This is a genomic window from Hyalangium ruber (assembly GCF_034259325.1).
Taxonomy (GTDB): domain Bacteria; phylum Myxococcota; class Myxococcia; order Myxococcales; family Myxococcaceae; genus Hyalangium_A; species Hyalangium_A rubrum.
The window spans coordinates 92,102-110,292 of sequence record NZ_JAXIVS010000023.1; the positions used below are offsets into that span (position 1 = coordinate 92,102).

Annotated in this window: 19 protein-coding genes; 5 read left to right on the forward strand and 14 right to left on the reverse strand. The window is 70.5% G+C overall.

Annotation, left to right across the window (positions count from 1 at the left end; all coding sequences use genetic code 11):
* Positions 1 to 146: 146 nt before the first annotated feature.
* Positions 147 to 1,346, forward strand: a complete 1,200-nt coding sequence (locus tag SYV04_RS40780; RefSeq protein WP_321551506.1) for an FAD-dependent monooxygenase — start codon at positions 147 to 149, stop codon at positions 1,344 to 1,346.
* Between the two features lie 12 nt (positions 1,347 to 1,358).
* Positions 1,359 to 1,739, forward strand: a complete 381-nt coding sequence (locus SYV04_RS40785) for a hypothetical protein (RefSeq protein WP_321551507.1) — start codon at positions 1,359 to 1,361, stop codon at positions 1,737 to 1,739.
* A 66-nt stretch (positions 1,740 to 1,805) separates the two neighbouring features.
* Here the strand turns inward: SYV04_RS40785 and SYV04_RS40790 are convergent, their stop codons facing one another.
* The 13 genes from SYV04_RS40790 to SYV04_RS40850 all read right to left on the reverse strand — a co-directional run bounded on the left by SYV04_RS40790 (position 1,806) and on the right by SYV04_RS40850 (position 14,662).
* Entirely contained in the window at positions 1,806 to 2,960 is a 1,155-nt protein-coding gene (locus tag SYV04_RS40790; RefSeq protein WP_321551508.1) for a S8 family peptidase, read from the reverse strand.
* Between the two features lie 119 nt (positions 2,961 to 3,079).
* Entirely contained in the window at positions 3,080 to 3,973 is an 894-nt protein-coding gene (locus SYV04_RS40795; protein WP_321551509.1) for a MerR family transcriptional regulator, read from the reverse strand.
* A gap of 11 nt (positions 3,974 to 3,984) precedes the next feature.
* Positions 3,985 to 4,848: a MerR family transcriptional regulator gene (locus tag SYV04_RS40800; RefSeq protein ID WP_321551510.1), complete on the reverse strand. Its 864-nt coding sequence runs from the start codon at positions 4,846 to 4,848 to the stop codon at positions 3,985 to 3,987.
* Positions 4,845 to 5,522, reverse strand: a complete 678-nt coding sequence (locus SYV04_RS40805) for a lysophospholipid acyltransferase family protein (RefSeq protein ID WP_321551511.1) — start codon at positions 5,520 to 5,522, stop codon at positions 4,845 to 4,847. Before SYV04_RS40805 ends, SYV04_RS40800 begins: the two co-directional genes overlap by 4 nt.
* Positions 5,519 to 5,875, reverse strand: a complete 357-nt coding sequence (locus SYV04_RS40810) for a lycopene cyclase domain-containing protein (protein WP_321551512.1) — start codon at positions 5,873 to 5,875, stop codon at positions 5,519 to 5,521. Before SYV04_RS40810 ends, SYV04_RS40805 begins: the two co-directional genes overlap by 4 nt.
* Positions 5,872 to 6,186, reverse strand: coding sequence for a lycopene cyclase domain-containing protein (locus SYV04_RS40815; RefSeq protein WP_321551513.1), 315 nt, complete (start codon positions 6,184 to 6,186; stop codon positions 5,872 to 5,874). The genes SYV04_RS40810 and SYV04_RS40815 overlap by 4 nt, the downstream gene beginning before the upstream one ends.
* Positions 6,183 to 7,310 carry a glycosyltransferase family 2 protein gene (locus SYV04_RS40820; protein ID WP_321551514.1) on the reverse strand — a complete coding sequence of 376 codons (1,128 nt, stop codon included), beginning with the start codon at positions 7,308 to 7,310 and terminating at the stop codon, positions 6,183 to 6,185. The genes SYV04_RS40815 and SYV04_RS40820 overlap by 4 nt, the downstream gene beginning before the upstream one ends.
* Entirely contained in the window at positions 7,307 to 8,227 is a 921-nt protein-coding gene (locus tag SYV04_RS40825; RefSeq protein WP_321551515.1) for a carotenoid 1,2-hydratase, read from the reverse strand. The genes SYV04_RS40820 and SYV04_RS40825 overlap by 4 nt, the downstream gene beginning before the upstream one ends.
* Positions 8,224 to 9,687, reverse strand: coding sequence for a phytoene desaturase family protein (locus tag SYV04_RS40830; protein ID WP_321551516.1), 1,464 nt, complete (start codon positions 9,685 to 9,687; stop codon positions 8,224 to 8,226). The genes SYV04_RS40825 and SYV04_RS40830 overlap by 4 nt, the downstream gene beginning before the upstream one ends.
* The gene (locus SYV04_RS40835; RefSeq protein WP_321551517.1) at positions 9,684 to 11,006 is read right to left on the reverse strand and encodes a hydroxymethylglutaryl-CoA reductase, degradative; all 1,323 of its coding nucleotides are present in this window, start codon (positions 11,004 to 11,006) and stop codon (positions 9,684 to 9,686) included. Before SYV04_RS40835 ends, SYV04_RS40830 begins: the two co-directional genes overlap by 4 nt.
* Positions 11,003 to 12,007, reverse strand: a complete 1,005-nt coding sequence (locus SYV04_RS40840) for a phytoene/squalene synthase family protein (RefSeq protein WP_321551518.1) — start codon at positions 12,005 to 12,007, stop codon at positions 11,003 to 11,005. The genes SYV04_RS40835 and SYV04_RS40840 overlap by 4 nt, the downstream gene beginning before the upstream one ends.
* Positions 12,004 to 13,569 carry a phytoene desaturase family protein gene (locus SYV04_RS40845; RefSeq protein WP_321551519.1) on the reverse strand — a complete coding sequence of 522 codons (1,566 nt, stop codon included), beginning with the start codon at positions 13,567 to 13,569 and terminating at the stop codon, positions 12,004 to 12,006. Before SYV04_RS40845 ends, SYV04_RS40840 begins: the two co-directional genes overlap by 4 nt.
* 10 nt (positions 13,570 to 13,579) lie before the next feature.
* Positions 13,580 to 14,662, reverse strand: coding sequence for a polyprenyl synthetase family protein (locus SYV04_RS40850; RefSeq protein WP_321551542.1), 1,083 nt, complete (start codon positions 14,660 to 14,662; stop codon positions 13,580 to 13,582).
* Positions 14,663 to 14,824: 162 nt separating this feature from the next.
* Between SYV04_RS40850 and SYV04_RS40855 the strand changes: the two genes are divergently transcribed.
* From SYV04_RS40855 to SYV04_RS40865, 3 genes are all read left to right on the forward strand, one after another.
* On the forward strand, positions 14,825 to 15,346 hold the full coding sequence (locus SYV04_RS40855) for a hypothetical protein (RefSeq protein ID WP_321551543.1): 522 nt from the start codon (positions 14,825 to 14,827) through the stop codon (positions 15,344 to 15,346).
* A complete protein-coding gene (locus SYV04_RS40860; protein WP_321551520.1) occupies positions 15,343 to 16,248 on the forward strand; it encodes a TIGR01777 family oxidoreductase in 906 nt (301 codons plus the stop codon). Before SYV04_RS40855 ends, SYV04_RS40860 begins: the two co-directional genes overlap by 4 nt.
* A 192-nt stretch (positions 16,249 to 16,440) precedes the next feature.
* Positions 16,441 to 17,412, forward strand: a complete 972-nt coding sequence (locus SYV04_RS40865) for a hypothetical protein (protein WP_321551521.1) — start codon at positions 16,441 to 16,443, stop codon at positions 17,410 to 17,412.
* 23 nt (positions 17,413 to 17,435) lie between these two features.
* On the opposite strand, the gene SYV04_RS40870 is transcribed toward SYV04_RS40865, so the two are convergent.
* A complete protein-coding gene (locus SYV04_RS40870) occupies positions 17,436 to 17,975 on the reverse strand; it encodes a DUF1697 domain-containing protein (RefSeq protein ID WP_321551522.1) in 540 nt (179 codons plus the stop codon).
* Positions 17,976 to 18,191: the final 216 nt, after the last annotated feature.

The following is an 18,191-nucleotide window of genomic DNA, read 5'->3' on the forward strand; positions in this document are numbered from 1 at the left end:
CCCTAGCGTCGGGAAGTGGGCTTCGAGCCAGACCGCAGTCGCGTCAGCTGGATGCCAACTCGGCCCTCCGCGGTCTGGCGCGTGGAGACCCGAGCCAGTATCTCCCCCCGCGCGCTCCACGCTTGGGGCGCGGGGGGGACAAGCGTATGAGGATCGTCTGTGTCGGCGGCGGCCCCGCGGGGCTGTATTTCTCAATCCTGGCGAAGCTGTCCCATCCCCATCACCAGGTCACTATCATCGAGCGCAACCCCGCCGGGGTGACGTACGGCTGGGGTGTCGTGTTCTGGGAAGACCTTCTCGACGACCTCTACCGAAACGACCCGGTGAGCGCTCGAGAGATCGCCGACAGCGCGGCCCGATGGGATCAGCAGGAGGTCCACATCCGGGGCGAGCAGGCCGTCCACATCGGCGGCTTCGGGTTCAGCATCGGTCGCGACCGGTTGCTGGAGATCCTCACCCGGCGGGCGCTGAGCCTCGGGGTCGAGATCCAGTTCCAACGCGAGCTCGAGGACCTGTCCGAGTTCGCCGACGCGGACCTGGTCGTCGCGTGCGATGGCGCCAACAGCAAGGTGCGCCGGCTCCATGCCAGCCACTTCCAGACCCACATCGAGGTGGGCAGGAACAAGTACATCTGGCTCGGCACCAACAAGCTGTTCGACGCCTTCACCTTCGCCTTCGAGGAGACTCCCGCCGGGTGGCTGTGGTTCCATGCCTACCGCTTCAGCGGGACCACCAGCACCTGCATCGTCGAGTGCCCGCAGGAGACGTGGGAGGCGCTGGGCTTCGACACGCTCGGGCCCGAAGAGACCCTCCGGCGCCTGGAGGACATCTTCAAGCGCCAGCTCGCGGGCCACCTGCTCTTCAACCAGATTCGCGGGCTCGGCAAGACGCCGTGGCTCAACTTCAAGCGCATCCGCCACGAGCGCTGGTTCCACGGCAACGTCGCGCTCATGGGCGATGCGGCCCACACCACCCATTTCTCGATCGGCTCCGGGACGAAGCTCGCCATCCAGGACGCCATCGGGCTCGCCGGGAAGCTGCGCGACACCGCGGACCTCCCCAGCGCACTGAGGGCTTATGAGGAGGAGCGTCGCACCGCCCTGCTCCCGCTCCAGAACGCGGCCCGCAGCAGCGCCGAGTGGTTCGAGAACGTTCCGCGCCACGTCGAGCAAGACACCCTCCGGTTCGCCTACGCCCTCTTGAATCGTCGCGGCGGCCCGCCGTGGCGCTACCCGCTCTACCTCGCCAGTCAGCAGGCGGCGCTGCGGGGCCTGCTGCGCTCGCTCTACTCCGCCCGGAGATGGGTCCGCAGGGGACGGGTAGACACGCTCGCGCCAGGGCCGTGACAGGATGGGCGCGTGAACAGCCCTCGCCCCCAGTCCTTGATGATCCTCGTCGCCGGCCCCTATCGCTCCGGGACGAATGACGACCCCGTGAAGATGGCGGCCAACGTCACCGCCATGACGGACATCGCGCTGCGCCTGTATCGCGCCGGGCACCTGCCCGTGGTGGGCGAGTGGTTCGCCCTGCCCCTGGTCGAAGCGGCGTGCTCCCAGAAGGTTGGCGATGGCCCCTTCAATGAGATCTTCCACCCCATCGCGCACCGCATCCTGGAGCGCTGTGACGCATGCCTGCGGATCGGCGGCGCCTCGCAGGGGGCCGATGAGATGGTGCGGACCACGCTGGCTCAGGGCAAGCAGGTGTTCTACCGGCTGGAGGATGTCCCCGGCTGCGCCTGAAAAGCGACCGGGGGCCGCGGCGCAAAGCCACGACCCCCGGAGGTACTTTCTTGCTGCGAGGAGGGACTACAGCGAGGACTTGTAGAGCAGCTTGCCGAACGACAGGGTCGTGCCGTTGTTCACCAGCCAGGTGTTGATGGTGGCCGAGGACGCGTCACCGTAGGTGGCCTTGTAGAGCGCGCCCACGCCGGCCACGTGCGGGCTGGCCATCGAGGTGCCGCTCATGGTCGCGGTGCCGCCGCTGCTCGAGGTGGACAGGATGTTGGAGCCCGGCGCGTAGATGTCCACGCAGCTGCCGATGTTCGAGAACGAGGAGCGCGTGTCGTTGCTGGCCGTGGAGCCCACCGTGGTGACGTTGGTGGCGCCCGCCGGCGAGTAGCTGCACGCGTTGGCGCCGCTGTTGTTGCCCGCCGCCACCGCCACGAACACGCCCGCGTTGGACAGGTTGGTGGCCGCCGTGTTCACCGAGGTGTTGGCCGCACCGCCCAGGCTCATGTTGGCCACCGCCGGCTTCACGTGGTTGAGGCGCACCCAGTCCATGCCGGCGATGACGCCCGACCAGGAGCCCGAGCCGTTGCAGTCCAGCACGCGCACGCCGCGCAGCTTCACGGCCTTGGCCACGCCGTAGGTGGAGCCGCCCACCGTGCCCGCCACGTGCGTGCCGTGGCCGTTGCAGTCCGCGCCCGTGCCGCCGAAGGCGTCGTATACGTTGGTCGCGCGGCCACCGAAGTTCGAGTGGGCCGTGTAGATGCCCGTGTCGATGATGTACGCGTTGATGTTGGAAGCCGTGGAGGTGTAGATGTAGGTGCCGTTCAGCGGCAGCGTCTTCTGGTCAATGCGGTCCAGGCCCCAGGGAGCGCCCGTCTGGGTGGCGTCGATGGAGGCCACGCCGTCCTCCTCGACGTACTCCACCATGGGGTTGCGGCGCAGGGCGTCGAGCTGCTTCTCGTCCAGGTCCGCCGCGAAGCCGTTGATGATGGAGTACTGGTGCCGGGTCTTCACCTCAGCCATCACATTCCCCAGCGTGCTGAACTGGGCCCCGTCCCGCAGCTTGACGATGTAGGCGCCCGGAATGGCCTTGCCCGGCTCGGCCTTGAGCAGCGGCGCCTGCGTCTGCCCGAGCTCCGACGCCTCGAGCGAGTCCATGTCGTTCATCTCACCGCCACAAGCGGCCAGGGCAAGGACAGAGCCGAGAAACAGCGTATTGCGCGCGTTCTTCATGGGGAGCTCCTTGGACTGCGGGGGGGATGGGGCTGCGACGCGCGGCAAAGTACAGAATCTCATAAACCAGGACAAGCCCTGAAAACTGAAAAACGAAGCTTTACTTGTCGGAGCAACGACTACACCGCGAGTGCGTCCCAGTCGTTGGGCTGGAAGAGGCGCGCTCCCAGCCGCTCGCACACCTCGGGGTGAGCCTGTGCCGCCGCGCCCCCCACCCACACGGGGCAGTCCGGGGGGAGCGCCGCCAGCAGTTCGGCCAGTTGCCGCTCGAAGGCCTTGGCGCCCGGGTCCATCACCGCGGACAGTCCCACCACGTCGGGCCGCAGCTCGGCCACCAGTTGCCCGAGGTCCCGGGCCGGCACGCGCTGGCCCAGGAGTGTCACTCGGAGTCCGGCATGGCGCAGCCGCAGCGCCGCGCCCAGCAGCCCCACCTCGTGCTGCTCTTCCGGGAAGCACGCCAGCACCGCGTGACGCGCGCCCTCGTTCTCCGGCGCCGCGTGCAGCAGGCTCACCAGGCGCGCGCGCACCACCTGGGAGACCAGGTGCTCCTGCGCCACCGTGAGCGCTCCCGCATGCCAGCGGTCACCCACCTCTCGCTGCACCGGGGCCAGCACCTCGTCGAAGGCCTTCAGCGGTGGCAGCGCCGCGAGCACCTCATCCAGCACCTCGGCCACCTGCCGCTGGTCGTACGCCAGGGCGGCCTGGAGTACCCGCGCGCGCCAGCCCTCCACCGCCGTGCCGCTGACCTCCACGGGCGGCTGCCGGGGCCGCCGGACGGGCTCCGCCTCCCGTCCGGGGAGCAGCTTCACCGCCTCGCTGATGGGCACGCCCTCTTCCGTCAGTTGCTTGAGCCGCTTGAGCACCTCCACGTCCGCGTCCGTGTACATGCGATAGCCCGAGGGCGTGCGCTGGGGCCGCGGCACCCCGTAGCGGCGCTCCCAGGCGCGGATCAGCTCCTCGCGCACTCCGGAAAGCCGCGCGGCGACGTGGATGCGGTGGGTGCGCTCAGCCATGCAGCGGGAGCTCAGGTCCGATTCGAGGCGCCGCGAGCCTGCTGCCACAGGGCAATCAGCTCATCGGCTGACTCAGCATACTGCGCGCCGAGCGAGAAGACCGTCTTCAGGTGCTCGCGCACGCCCGGCCCGCCCACCACCACCTGCGTCGGCGCGCAGGCTCGCATCGCCTCCGTCAGCACCTCCGACACCTCCGCCGCGTCGCGGCTGCGCACGAAGGACAGCGCGACGAGCTCCGGGTGGACCTGGGCACACGCGCCACGCAGCGCCTCGGCCGGGGTGTCGGCGCCCAGCATCGTCACCCGCCAGCCCCGGCGCTTGAGGTGCAGGCCCAGCGCCAGGAGGCCCCCCTCGTGGTGGTCCCTGGCCGGACACGCCAACACCACCCGAGGGCCCTCGGGCCGCTGCTCCTCGCTGTCCAGCAGCGCGCGCAGCCGCTGGCGGATGAGCGCCGAGGCCAGGTGCTCGCGGGCGATGTCCAGGCGCATCCCCATCTCGCGCAGCAGCGGCAGCAGGAAGCCGTTGCAGTACACCTCCACCTCCATGGAGGCCTGTCCCTCGTCCAGCACCCGCCGCAGCTCGTCCGCGTCCATCACCATCACCGCGGACCAGAAGCGCTCGGAGAGCCGCTCTCCCGTGGGCAGCCCCTGCACCGGCGTGGTCTTCACCTGGGCGATGGCCTCGCTGACCGACAGCCCCTCGGAGATGTGGCGGGCCACGCGGCGGATGTTCTCCACCTCCTCGCGCGTGTAGGCCCGGTAGTTGTTCTCGCTGCGGTGCGGGCGCGGAAAGCCGTAGCGGCGCTCCCACGCGCGCAGCGTCGCCTCGCGGATGCCCGTCAGCCGGGCGATGGTGCGAATGCGCAGGAGTGTCATGCCCGAATCCCCCGCACCGTGTCCCAGCGCTCGGCCACCCCGCTGCCTCCCGACACCCTCCGGGTGAAGCCCTCGAGGCTCGTGGCGGCGGCCACCTTGCGCACCACCGCCTCCAGGTTGTCCTGGAAGAGCTCCAGCTCGCCGGGCGCGTGCGGCGCTCCTACCTCCACCAGCACGTCCGGCCGCTCGTGCTCGAAGAAGGCATAGCGCAGCGCCACCGGCACGCACTCCGCCCGGCCGACTCGCGCCAGCAGCTCCACCCCGCGCCGCAACTTCAATGGCAGCACGCCGAAGGGCCGCAGCTCCCCTTCCGGGAAGAGGCACACCGCCGCGCGCGGCCGGCTCAGCAGCTCGCGCGCATAGCGCAGCGACTCCAGCGAGGAGGCCGCCTCTCCGGGACGGATGCTGAAGGCGCCCAGCCGCGAGAGGAAGCGGTAGCGGGCGAGGTTCTTCTCCTCCATGAGGCAGTACGCGTCCCAGCCCGCCGCGCGCGAGAGCTGGTGCAGCACGAAGCCGTCCCACCAGCTCGTGTGGTTCACGTAGACCAGACGGCCCTCCGCTCCCGTGGGCAGCGCGCCGCGCACCCACAGGCCTCGGAAGGTGGAGCGGAACTTCCACCCCACGTACCCGTCCAGCAGCCAGCCCAGTGGCCCCCCTTTGGCCGCGCCAATCACGGCACCCGAGCCTCCTTCGCGCTCACCAACGCCGTGAACAGCGCCAGCCCGAGCGATACCAGGAGGCTCGTCAGCACGAAGAAGAGCACCTCCTCCAGCGGCACCTTGCCCACGTACACCCCCAGGTGCCGGCCCTCGCCGAAGTTCCAGATGCCCGCGGAGATGGCCAGGTGGTCCGCCACCGAGAGGTAACCGCCGATGATGAACGCCGGGGGCAGCACCGCCCTCAGCACCGCCCCCGTGCGCTCCTTGTAGTGGCGCGCCAGGAAGAAGAGCTGCACGAGGATGACCGGCCCCGTCCAGACCAGCAGGTGCAGCAGATAGGCCCAGCGCGACTCCAAGAGCTCGCTCATGGCGTGGCCTCCAGGGCTCGCGCCAGCCGCGCCCGCGCCCACAGGCCCACCAGCAGCGTCTGCAGCCCGAAGAAGAGGTACTCCTCGAGCGGGAGGTAGCCCAGCTTGATGCCCCAGATGCGCTCGGGGTCGAAGCCCCACAGCCCCCACTTCACCGCCATGTTGTCCCAGGGCGTCGTCGCCACGTAGACCACCACCAGCAGCAGCCCCATCGGCAACAGGCTCCGCGCCGTGAACGTCTTGCGGTAGCGCACCGCCAGGAAGGCGATGGGCAACACCACGAACACTGCCAGGAAGCTCGCGTACGTCATCCCGGACCTCCGCTGAGTTCGGGCCACACCGGGGCCATGCGTCCTCCGCGCTCCAGCGCGTAGGTGCGGCCCCTCCAGGTCACCGTGCCCGCGCGCCACGTGGAGCGCAGGAATGCCATGAGCAGGAGCGCCTCTCCGAGCAGCCAGGCCGTGGCCACCGTGAGGGCTCCGGGCGAAGGGAGCGAGGGCGAGGGCCGCGTGAGCACCGTCAGCCGCCACGACAGCAGCGTGCGCACCGTCACCAGCACGCCCGTGGCCGCCGCCAGCTCCCACGAGCCCAGCACCGCCGCCAGCGCCGCCAGCGGCAGCGTCGGCGTGAAGAGCAGCGGCACCGTCGGGTACAGCTCCGGCCGGTGGCTCGCCAGCACCTGCATCCACCGCGTGAAGCGCTCCACCGCTGGCCGCCAGGAGCCCATCGGCTCCATCGGCACCAGCGCCGGCACCTCCGCCAGCGCTACCTCCAGCCCTCGCGCATGGAGTCGCCGGGCCAGCTCCAGGTCCTCGCCAATGTGGTCCCCCAGCGCGCCCAGCTCCTCCATCGCCACCGGAGAGAGCCCCAGCGCCTTGCCACACACCGCCTTGGCTCCCGCGCTCATCGCGTGCAGGGCGAGGAAGCTGTGGTGGCTGTGCCGCAGCAGGCCCGCCACCGCCCGCGCCACCATGCCCCGCGCACCCACCGGTGTCGGCGCCGCCGTGCTCAGCGCCGCGCCCGCCTCCACCGGCGCCGCCAGGGCCTCCACCAGCGCGCCCGTCACCGCCACGTCCGCGTCCACCGCCAGCACCACCCGCCCCTGCGTCCGCAGCGCGCCCAGCGCATATAGAAGGTGGCCCACCTTCCGGTTCGGCGTCGGCGGATCGCTCGGCAGCCAGCGCACCCCCGGCCCCAGCCGAGGCCGGTACGGGGACACCACCACCTGCTCCAGCGCTCCCGCGTAGTCCACCGGCTGCGCGAGGTTCTCCAGCTCTCGCTCCGTCGGCGCATCCACCGGCCGCAGCAACAGCACCGGCACCCGCGTCCCCTTCCCCCCGGCGCGCCGAGGCCGCAGCAGCCGCCCCAGCGCCACCGCGCTGAAGCCCGTGGCCAGCACCGCCCAGGCCAGGCCCACCACCGCCACCGGGCTCATGAGCGGCTCTCCACGCGCGTGCGGAAGTGCGCCATCCACCGAATGAGCGGCGAGTGGAAGCGGCGGAAGTCCGCCACCTCGCCCAGGGTGTCCCAGCCGTCCTGCCGCGCCTCCACCCGCGCGTAGAAGGGCGAGGACTCCAGGAAGCGCGGCGCTCCCACCACCGTGTTGCCCGTCCGCAGTTGCCGGGGCACCCGAAGCCCCCAGCCCGTGAGCTCCGTGGGCGTGCGCTCCAGGCCCGCGCTCCGCTCGCACAGCACCCCGCGAGGCCCCGCCGTCACCCGCACCGGCGCCACGCCCTCGGGCAGCACGTAGTCCACCACCGTCTCCCGCTCTCCGTGCGTGCGCGCCCAGTGCCACCCGGGCAGCCGCTCGCCCAGCAGCTCCTCGCCGTGGTTCGTGTCGTGGTAGCCCAACCCCTCCGCGAAGAGTCCCTCGGTGGCCACCTCCAGGCGCGCTCGGGAGCGCGGCGCCATCGGCTGCCACCAGTGCGGCAGCCCCGGCACCAGCTGCACCTCCTCCCCCATGGGCGTGAGCGGCTCCAGCTCCAGGCTGGCCAGCACCGGCCGGCCCCACGGCGCCGTGCGCTCCTCCACCACCATGCGCACGCGCCCTTCCTCGTAGCTCAGCGCCGAGTTGCCGATGCGCAGCCGGCGCGGGCTCCCCAGCTCCACCACCGGGTACTCGGTGAGCACCCAGCGGCGCCGAACCCCCTTGTGGTACAGCGCGAAGTTCACCGCGCAGTGCTCCTGCGGCAGCCCTCCGCGCCGGGCCGCCACCGAGTAGCGCGGCGAGAAGAGCGAGCCCACCATGAAGATGAACACCGCGCTGTAGTCTCCCGCCGTCACGTCCGCGTAATACCAACGGTACGTTCCCGGCCCGGAAGGCAGGGGCGGCAGGGCGCTCGACAGGCTCATACCTCGACTCCCCGCAGGTGCTCCGAGGCCATCTCCGCCGCGAAGCTGCCCGATAACATGACCAGCGGCACCCCACCTCCCGGGTGCGTACCCCCACCCGCGAAGAACAGGCCCGGCCTGTTGCCACGAATGCGCGGCCGGCGGAAGGGGCCAAACTTCCCGTGCGGCAGGAAGCCGTAGATGGAGCCCCCGGGCGCACCCTGCGCCGCGAGATCCACCGGCGTGCGCTGCCCCAGCACCCGCACCCGCCCCTGGAGCTCCGGGAAGTGCGCGTACAGCCGCTCGAACATCTGCGCCTTGGCCCGCTCCGCGTTCAACTCCCACCCCTCGGCCGCGCGCTCTGCCCGCGCCAGCCCCGTGGGCAGCGGCGGCGCGTTCACCATCACGAACAGCCCCGTGCGCCCCAGGGGGGCCATGGAGGTGTCCGTCGCCGAGGGGTTGCACACGTACACCGTCGGATCGCTGGCGAGCCTGCCCGTGAACAGCTCGTCGAACTCGCGGCGATAGTCCTGGCTGAAGAGCACCGCGTGGTGCGGCACCGGCGGGCGCCCATCCACCTCCAGCAGCAGCACGTAGCCGGACAGCGCCAACGCCTCGCCCTCGCGCCGCAGCGCCCCCAGCGGATCGGCGTTCACCACCACGCTGTCGAACCCCTCCGCCGCTCCCTCGGGGCCCACGCGCCAGCCGCCCTGGGGGTCGCGCTCGTAGCGGGCGTGGACGTTGAGCCGCACCGCTGCGCCCAACCGCCGCACCGCCTGCCCCAGCGCCTCCACCAGCGCGCCAATGCCGCCGCGCACATGGTGCGTGCCGTAGGCCCGCTCGATGTGAGGGATGAGCGCGAAGGCCGCGCTCGCCTCGTAGGGAGAGGCGCCCGTGTACGTGGCGAAGCGCCCCACGTATTGACGCAGGTGCTCCGTCTTGAAGTGGCGCACCGCCAGCTCGTGCAGCGTGTTGAGCCGCATGCCCGCGAGCACCGCTCCCACCCCGCGCCGCGCCACCCGCGCCATGAAGCCCGCCATCCCCTCGAAGGGCGCCTCCAGGTACGGCTCGCCCGCGGCCCGGTAAATGGCCTCCGCCTCCTTATAGAAGGAGAGGATTCCCTTCTGCTCGCTGCGGCGCAGCTCACCCGCGCTGGCCGCCATGCGCTCCACATCCTTATATGCGGTGAAGGAACAGCCGTCCCCGAAGCGGTACACGCACTGCGGCTCCAGCTCCGTGAAGGGCGGCAGCAGGTCCAGCGCGCCCAGCCGCTCGAAGGTGCCGCGCACCAGCGCCGGCATTGTCAGCAGCGTGGGCCCCGTGTCCAGCGTCACCCCGTCCACCGTGACCGCCTGCGCCTTGCCGCCCAGGCTGGCGCCCTGCTCGAAGAGGGTGACGTCATGCCCCTCCTTCGCCAACAGGCCCGCCGCCGTCAGCCCGCCGATGCCGCCGCCGATGACCGCCACCCGGGTGCGCCTCATCGCCGGCCACCCTTGCGCCCCGCGACCTCCGCGAGGATTTCGCGCGCGCGCTCCGGCCGGTACACCCGCTCGAGCGACAGCCGCTCGGCGACGACCTCCACCCACTCTCCACTGGCCCCCGCCTCGGCGGCGATGCGCCGGGCGTGCAGCGCCATGTGGCCCTTCTGGATGCCCTCGGTGGACAGCGCCTTGAGCGCCGCCAGGTTGGTGGCCAGCCCCGCCGCCCCCGCCAGCCCGGCGAGGTCCACCGCGCCCTGCACCCCCGCCAGCCGCAGCGCCCGCTGCACGCCCGGGTGCGAGCGCGCCGCCCCACCCACCGTGGAGGTGGCCAGCGGCATCTCCACCTCGCCGCACAGCTGGCCGTCCTTGCCCTTCCACCAGGAGGTGAGCGGCCGGTAGGCGCCCGAGCGCGACGCGTACGCGTGCGCCCCTGCCTCCACCGCGCGCCAGTCGTTGCCGCAGGCCACCAGCACCGCGTCCACCCCGTTCATCACTCCCTTGTTGTGGGTGACGGCCCGGTACACATCCAGCTCCGCGAAGCGCTGCGCCTCGAGGATGGCGTCGCGCACCTCTTCCCCGTCCGGGAAGCCCTCCGAGGCCAGCACCGAGCTCGGCACCCGCGTGCGCACCTTCACCTTCCGGCGGTCCGCGAGGTTGGTGAGGATCTTCAGCCCCGCGCGGCCCCCGGCCAGCTCGGCCAGCCGCGGCGCCAGGTCCTCCGCCACGCTGTTGACGAGGTTGGCGCCCATCGCATCGCGCGTGTCCACGTGCAGGTGGACCACCAGCGTGGTGGCATCCAGCACCCGCACTTCCAGCTCCCGGGCGCCCCCGCCGCGCTCACACATGGCGGGCATCCGCGCGTTGGCCTGCGCCAGCAGCGCCTCCTTGCGCGCCAGCAGCGCCGCGCGGCCCAGCTCCAGCGAGGCCACGTCCAGCAACTGCACCTGGGCGGTGGTGATGGGTGGATCCGCCTCCACACGGAAGCCGCCCCCTTCGGAGCACAGCCGCGCCGCGTACGAGGCGGCGGCGATGATGGAGGGCTCCTCCACCGCCATGGGCACCAGCCGCTCCTGCCCGTCGATGATGAAGTTGAGCGCCACCCCCAGCGGCAGCCCGTGCAGGCCGATGACGTTCTCCACCATCGCGTCCGCGCACGCCTCGTCGAAGCCTCCCAGCCCCGAGCACGCCTCCTGCTCCTCGGGAGACAACCAGCGCGCCTCCACCAGCCGGGCCCGGCGCCGCTCCGGAGACTGCCGGTAGAAGCCCGACAGCCGCGACGTCCGCTTCACCTCCAGGGTCTTGATCTTGTCGTCGCTCATCCCCGCGTCCCCGTCGGAAGGAGTGGCACGCGGACCTCGCCCGTGGGCAGCACCGCCGCGGGCCGGGCCATGGCCGCCGCCGCCAGCGCCAGCTTGCGCCGCCCCGGCACGTACGCCCTGGCACCAAACACGTCGTAGTCGCGCTCCTCGATGACCCGGAGGATGTCTCCGTAGATGCCGCCCATCAGCCGCACCATGCGCTGGCTGCCCAGGCCGGTGAGGTAGGGAACCCCCTGAGCCGCGCTCGCGTAGTAGGCGCGGGCCCGGGCGATCTGGAAGCGCATGAAGTCACGCCACCGCGCGTCCACCTGCCCCCGGCCCAGGTCCTCCTCGCTGAGCCCGAAGGCCTTCAGCTCGTCGGCGGGCAGGTACACCCGCCCGCGCTCCAGGTCCTCACGCACGTCGCGCAGGATGTTGGTGAGTTGCATCGCCCGGCCCAGGTCCGCCGCGTACGAGGCCGCGCGCGGCTCGGTACACCCCAGCACCGGCGTCAGCATCAGCCCCACCACGCCCGCCACCCGGTAGCAGTACAGGTCCAGCTCCGCGAAGCTGGCGTAGCGGTCCTTCGTCAGGTCCATCTCCATGCCGGAGATGAGGTCCTGGAAGGGCTGCTCGGGGATTCGGAAGTGGCGCACGCAGTGCTTGAGCGCGGCGAACTCCCCCGCGTCCCAGGGAGACTGCGCCTGCGCGCTCATCAGCCGCTCGGCCGGAGAGTCCATGCCCGGCGCCGCCAGCTCCGGCATCGGCAGGTACACCTCGGCCACCATCTGCCGCGCATTCTCCAGCCGCGCCTTGAGGTCCACCGGCGCCACGCCCTCGCCGCCCTCGTCCACCATGTCGTCCAGCCGTCGGCAGAACGCATACAGCGCGAAGGCCGCCCGGCGCCGCGCGCCAAACATCAGGTACGAGGCGAAGAAGAAGCTCTTGGCGTGGTGGCGCGTCACCTGCCGCGCGAGCTGGTAGCCCCGGGAGACCAGCGCCATGTCCTCGTGCGAGTTCATGCCGCCACCTCCACCGCCGCCGGGGCGCTCGTGCCCACCGGGCCCGCGACGGGGACATGGGAGAGACCCGCCTCCTTCGCCCACCCGAGCATCCGCTCCACCACCAGCCGCGCGGAGATGAGCACCGTGGGCAGCCCCGTGCCCGGCTGCGTGGAGGCCCCCACGAAGAAGAGGTTCTTCACCCGGGGGTCCTGGTTGCTGGGACGGAACGGGCCGATCTGGAAGAAGTTCTGCGCCAGCCCGAAGGCGCTGCCGTGCATCAGGTTGTACGAGGAGGCCCAGTCATCCGGCGTGAAGACGCGCTCCACGGCGATGTCGCGCTCCAGGTCCGGATAGCCCAGCTCCGCGAGGCGCTGGAACACCTTGGCCCGCACCTTCGGCCCCTCCACCTTCCAGTCCAGGCCCGGGTGCTGGTGCGGCACCGGCACCAGCACGTAGACCGAGTCCTTGCCCTCGGGCGCCAGGCTCGCGTCCGTGCGTGTGGGCACGTTCACGTAGAAGCTCGGGTCCTCCGGCACGCGGAAGCGCTCGAAGATGTCATCGAACGAGCCCTTGTAGTCCCGGCCGAACACCACGTTGTGGTGGTTCAGCCCCGGGTAGCGGCGCTTGAGCCCCAGGTAGAGCATGTAGCCGCTCGAGGTGTAGCGCAGCTTCTCCTTGCGCGGCAGCGCGGTGGGCGCGCCCTCCAGCAGCTTCTGGTAGGCGTAGGGCAGGTCCGCGTTGCACAGCACCACGTCCGCCTTCACCACCTGCCCATCTTCCAGTTGCACGCCCGTGGCGCGCGCGCCCTCCGTGAGGATGCGCTTCACCGGAGCGCCGTAGTGCAGGTGTACGCCCTCCTCGCGCGCCACCTTCTCCAGCGCCTGGGGAATGGCGTACAGGCCCCCCTTCGGGAACCAGATGCCCACGCCCAGCTCGGTGAAGGGCAGCAGCCCGTACACCGCCGGCGAGGCAAACGGAGAGACGCCCAGGTACATCGTCTGGAACGTCATCGCCGCGCGCAGGCGCTCGTCCTGGAAGTAGCGCCCCACGTCGGAGTACATGCGGCGGTGGGCGCGGACCTTGAAGATCTTCGAGAGCACACTCGGGGCGAAGTAGTCCGTCACCCCCGCGTAGTTGCGGCCCACGAGGTGGTCCAGGCTGGTGCGGTACTGCTCGCGCCCCTGCGCCATGAAGGCCAGGAAGCGCGCGTAGCTGCCCGGCTCGAAGCGCTCCAGCTCCTTGCCCATGGTGCAGAGCTCGGAGGTGAAGGTGATGTCCGAGCCATCCCGGAAGTGGATGCGGTAGTTGGGCTCGCACCGCAGCAGCGTCAGGTAGTCCTCGAGGCGGCGGCCCAGCGCGCGGAAGGTCTCCTCGAACACCTCGGGCATGAGCACGATGGTGGGGCCGATGTCCCAGGTGAAGCCCTCGACCTTGAGCTGGTTGCAGCGCCCGCCCGGCCCATGCGTCTTCTCGAAGAGCCGCACCTCGAAGCCTTGACGCGCCAGCCGCGCCGCGGCCGCCAGCCCACCCACGCCGGCGCCCACCACCACTGCCTTCGGCCTTCCGTGCTCCATGGCCATGTTCCGTTCCTCAGGCGGCGCGATGCGCCAACCGGGTGATGAGGCTGTCCAGCAAGTCCTTCATCCCGCCGCTGTCCGGCAGGGCGTGGAGGGCGCGACGTGCCGCCCGAGAGGCCCGCTCCACCATCCGCTCGCAGGCGGCGCGGCCTCCGTGCTCTTCCACCAGCGCGCGCGCCACGGCGAGCGCCTCGGCGTCCTTGGCCTCCGGCGCCAGCGCCCACAGCCGCTCCAGCTCGGCGCGCGCCGACTCACCCGCGCGCGTGTAGGCCGCCAGCACCGGGAAGGTGCGCTTGCCCTGCGCGAAGTCTCCGTCCGAGGCCTTGCCTGCCACGTCCGTGTCGCCGAACAGGCCGATCAGATCGTCGCGCAGTTGGTAGGCCAGCCCCACGTGGCGGCCCACGCGCTCCAGTCCCTCGCACAGCGCCTCGTCGGCGCCCGCCAGCATCGCCCCGCACACCAGCGGCGCGCTGAAGCCGTAACGCGCCGTCTTGAGGGACGCCACGCGCAGGCACTGAAAGAGCGTCACCTCCGAGAGCGGCGCGTGCGACAGCTCCAGGTCCAGGTACTGCCCCGCCGCAGTGTGCCGACACACCGCCAGGTAGTACTGGCACGTCCGCGAGGCGCCCCGCAGGCCCGAGGAGAGCATGGCCTCGAGCGAGCGGGCGAACAGGTGGTCGCCCACCACCACGGCCAGGTCTTCGCCTGCTCTCCCAGGAGCAAGCAGGCGATGGAGCGCCGTGCCTCCTCGGCGCAGTTCGGCCTGGTCGGCCACATCGTCATGGATGAGGAGGAAGGTGTGCAGCAGCTCCAGCCCTGCCGCGAAGCGCCACAGCCCCGAAGGTACCGAAGTCGTTCCCCGCGCCAGGCTGTATCCGGCCATCACCAGCGCGGGCCGCACCCGCTTGGCCGGTCGCAGGCTGAAGGCGCGCGTGCGCTCCATCGCCCGTGTCCAACGTGGGTCTAACGTGGCCTCATCCGGCAGCTCGAAGAGCTCGGCGAGCGAGGCCTCCACCTGCTGCTGCACCAGCTGCAGCCAGGCCTGCTCCGGCCGAGGCGCGACCGGCGGAGGCGGCGCCGGGGACGGAGCAGGCATCGTGGTGAGGGGTGGCGCCATCGCTACGTCCTCCGAGTCTTCGGGAGCTTTCCCTTCATCAGGTAGCGTTTGCGTACAGGTTTTGTCAAGGCTATGTTCAACGTTTGTTGGAACCTTGTACACGGGAGCTCTATGAAGGCTTGGATAGCAAGCGCGTTGACTGTGACGCTGGCCACCGGGAGCGTCTCCGCGCAGGGACTGGGGGCCAGTCCGCTGGATGCGACACTGCACAGCTCGAAGGGAGACGAAGCGCCGCTGTCGAAGTGGCGGGGCAAGCCGGTCATCCTCTTCTACGAGGACAAGGACTCGACGACGCTCAACCTGCCGCTCAAGGAGGAGCTGTTCGAGCGCGGCAAGGCGCGGGGCCTGTTGGAGGCGGCCTGGGTGGTGGCGGTGGCGAACCTCAAGCCGTTCAACTTCTTCCCCGCTCGGCAGATCGCCCTCTCGTATGTGCGGGATGAGGAGAAGAAGGCCGGGGTACCCATCCTCGTGGACCTGGAGGGAACGCTGGGCGGCGCGCCGTGGAGCCTGCCCACCAAGACGTCCACGGTGATGCTGCTGGATGCCAGCGGAGCAATTGTCTACCGCTACTCGGGCAAGCTGGGAGAGGCGGATCGCCAGGCATTCTTCCAAGCACTGTCGGGGCTCATCGGCGTGGACCTCGCCGCGGAGCCGAAGCCGTGAAGGTAGCCGTCACCGGGGGGAGCGGCTTCGTAGGGACCCGTCTTGTCCAAGGTTTGGTGGACGGGGGGCACACGGTCCACGTGCTGGTGCGAAACGTTGAACACGCGCTGTCCAAGCTCCCCCCGGGGGTGACGGGGGCGGTGTTCCGAGCGGGCGAGCCGTTGGGCCCGGAGGCGCTGGCGGGGGCGGAGGCGGTGGTGCATCTGGCGGGCGAGCCGGTCAACCAGCGGTGGACACACGAGGGCAAGCGCCGCATCCACGAGAGCCGGGTGCAGGGCACGCGCGCCCTGGTGGAGGCCATGCGAGCAGCGGGCACGGTGCGGCGCTTCGTGTCGGTGTCGGCGGTGGGCTACTACGGCGGCACGCGCTCGGCCGAGCCGAAGACGGAGGAGAGTCCCCCGGGAGAGGACTTCCTGGCGAGCGTCTGCCGGGACTGGGAGGCGGAGGCCTCTCGCGCGCGGGAGGCGGGAATCTCCACGGCGGTGGTGCGCATGGGCGCGGTGCTGCACCCGGAGGGCGGAGCGCTGCACGCGATGCTGCCCCCGTTCCGCATGGGCGCCGGCGGGCGCGTGGGCTCGGGCAAGCAGTACGTGAGCTGGATCCACCGGGAGGATGCGCTGGCGGGGCTGCGCCTGCTGGTAGAGAACCCCGCGCTGGAGGGCTCCTTCAACCTCAGCTCCCCCGAGCCCGTGACCAACACGGAGTTCGCCCACGCGCTGGGCACGGCGTTGGGGCGACCCTCCGTCATGCACGTGCCGGGCTTCGTGCTGAAGGCTGCGCTGGGAGAGATGTCGATGATGGTGCTTGAGGGACAGCGCGTGGTGCCTCGACGCCTCCTGGAGGCAGGCTTCACGTTCCAGTTTCCCCGGCTGGAAGAGGCACTGAAGAACCTGCTCGCGTGACCTGTGAGCCCGCGAGTCGTCTCGCGGACCCTCCGCGCCCGTCGTCTGTCGGGTGCCGCGTCACCTGGGCCCATGCCCTACCCCGAGACACTGGTGGCGCTCGGAGGCTCGACGCATGCTCTCGCGGCAAAGGGGGCTCTCATGTCGGGCACGCGCGGCGGGTCTTCTCCTGTTTGGAGGGAAACACGCGCCGTGCTCTCGCTCCTCTTCTGCTCGCCGCTCGCCTTCTTCGTCCTCTGCGTCCTGACCTTCCCGGCCACGATCCTCTTCTTCCTCCCTTTTCCCCAGGGAGACCTCGGGTCCCAGAGCCTGCAACTGCTGACCTCGGGCCGGCTGCGGCTCTGGCACATGCTCATCGCGGTACAACCGATGCTCTGGGTGGCCTCCCTGCTCATCGTCTCCCATGACTTGAAGCGCAGCCGCTCGGCCTGGCCTGGGACGTGGCGGGAGCGCACGGTGGTTGTGCTCTGTACGCTCCTGCTGGCCACCCTGACCACGTTCCCCGTCCTGGCCACCAACAGGGCTCCAAGCTCGCCTCTGACTCCGGACTTGGACGCCCTGCTCCAGTTGCCTGACTTCCGCACCCGAGCACTCATCCTGGGCCTTCTCTATGCGGGGGCCGTGACGCTGCACACCTTTGGGATGTTTACCGTGCATGTCCAGCTCATCGGCCGTCTCCGGCGATCCCCGTCTCACGAGGATGCGCCAGAGGCGGTGGAGCTCGAGGAAGAAGTGTCCTGGTATCTGCGACTCCGGTCCCAGCTGGAGCGGTTCTTCAGCCTCACCGCCACCATCATCGGAACCGCGAGCCTGAGCGTGGGGGCCTTTCGCAACCTGCTCAATGAGCTGCGCGCTTCTCCCTCCGAAGCGATGCCTGCTTCGCTGGTCTTGGTCCACGGCATCTACTTCTCCCTGCTTCTCGCCCTCGTCTACCTGCCAGCGCACAAGACCCTGAGTGACGTAGGCCAGAGGTTGACGGACCGGCTCGTCCGGCAATCGATCGGCGCAGGCACCACCTGGCAGTCCTGGTCCCAGGAGCAGCAAGCCGTCCGCGCCTACCTGGGCCTGCAGAGCACCGCACTCCTGGAGTTCCAGAAAGGCATCACCGTGCTGGCGCCTCTCGTCGCGAGTCTCTCCTCCTTGCTGCTGGGTTCCCAGGGATGAGTTTCCGTTGACCCGAGGTGGCTTCAGCGATCGGCGAGCTCCAGGAGCTTGGTGACGGTGGCCCAGTTGCGTGCTGTCGGGGTAACCCCCAAGCGCGTACCCGTGAGCACGATGGCCAGCTTCGATTCCCCGATGCCATTCGGGAACCGGGCGTAGATCTCACGCCCCACGACGCGGAACTCATCCGGCAGGTACGCCGCCGGGTCGATCTTCTCGAGCCGCTTCGGATCCGGCACGTCGGACAGGAACGTCACCAGGAACCGGGAGGGAGCCTCCTCGGCGCCAGGGAGAGGGTTCGCCTGGATCGCCGCGGCCAGCTCATCCCGGGTGCGAACGAGGACGGAGACCTGGAAGCCAAACTCCTCGGTGATGGCTGCCTCGATCTGCCTGGCGAGCTGGGCTGGAGCCTTCTTCTTGCTGGTGAAGACGGCGTTGCCGCTCTGGAGGAGGGTCGCGACGTCGGTGTAGCCGAGTCCCTCCAGCAGCTGACGCAGCCGCGCCATCGGGACCTTCTTGTTTCCACCGACATTGATACCGCGCAGCAAGGCGACATACCGGGCCATGGCCCCGGGCTTTAACACGCGGGCAACAGACTGCGCGCGGCAGCCGTCCCAGGCTCGCAGTCCTGCAGATCTCCTCCCTCTCTGCTGCCAAGACTGGGGGCCTCACCTCTTCCGCCTACACTGACTTGAGAGGCCGGTTTCAGTGACACGGGCTGGTATCTACGGGTGGTTACTGGCGCCACACCGTTGGTGTAGGGCTTCCCAAGAGGCATCGAA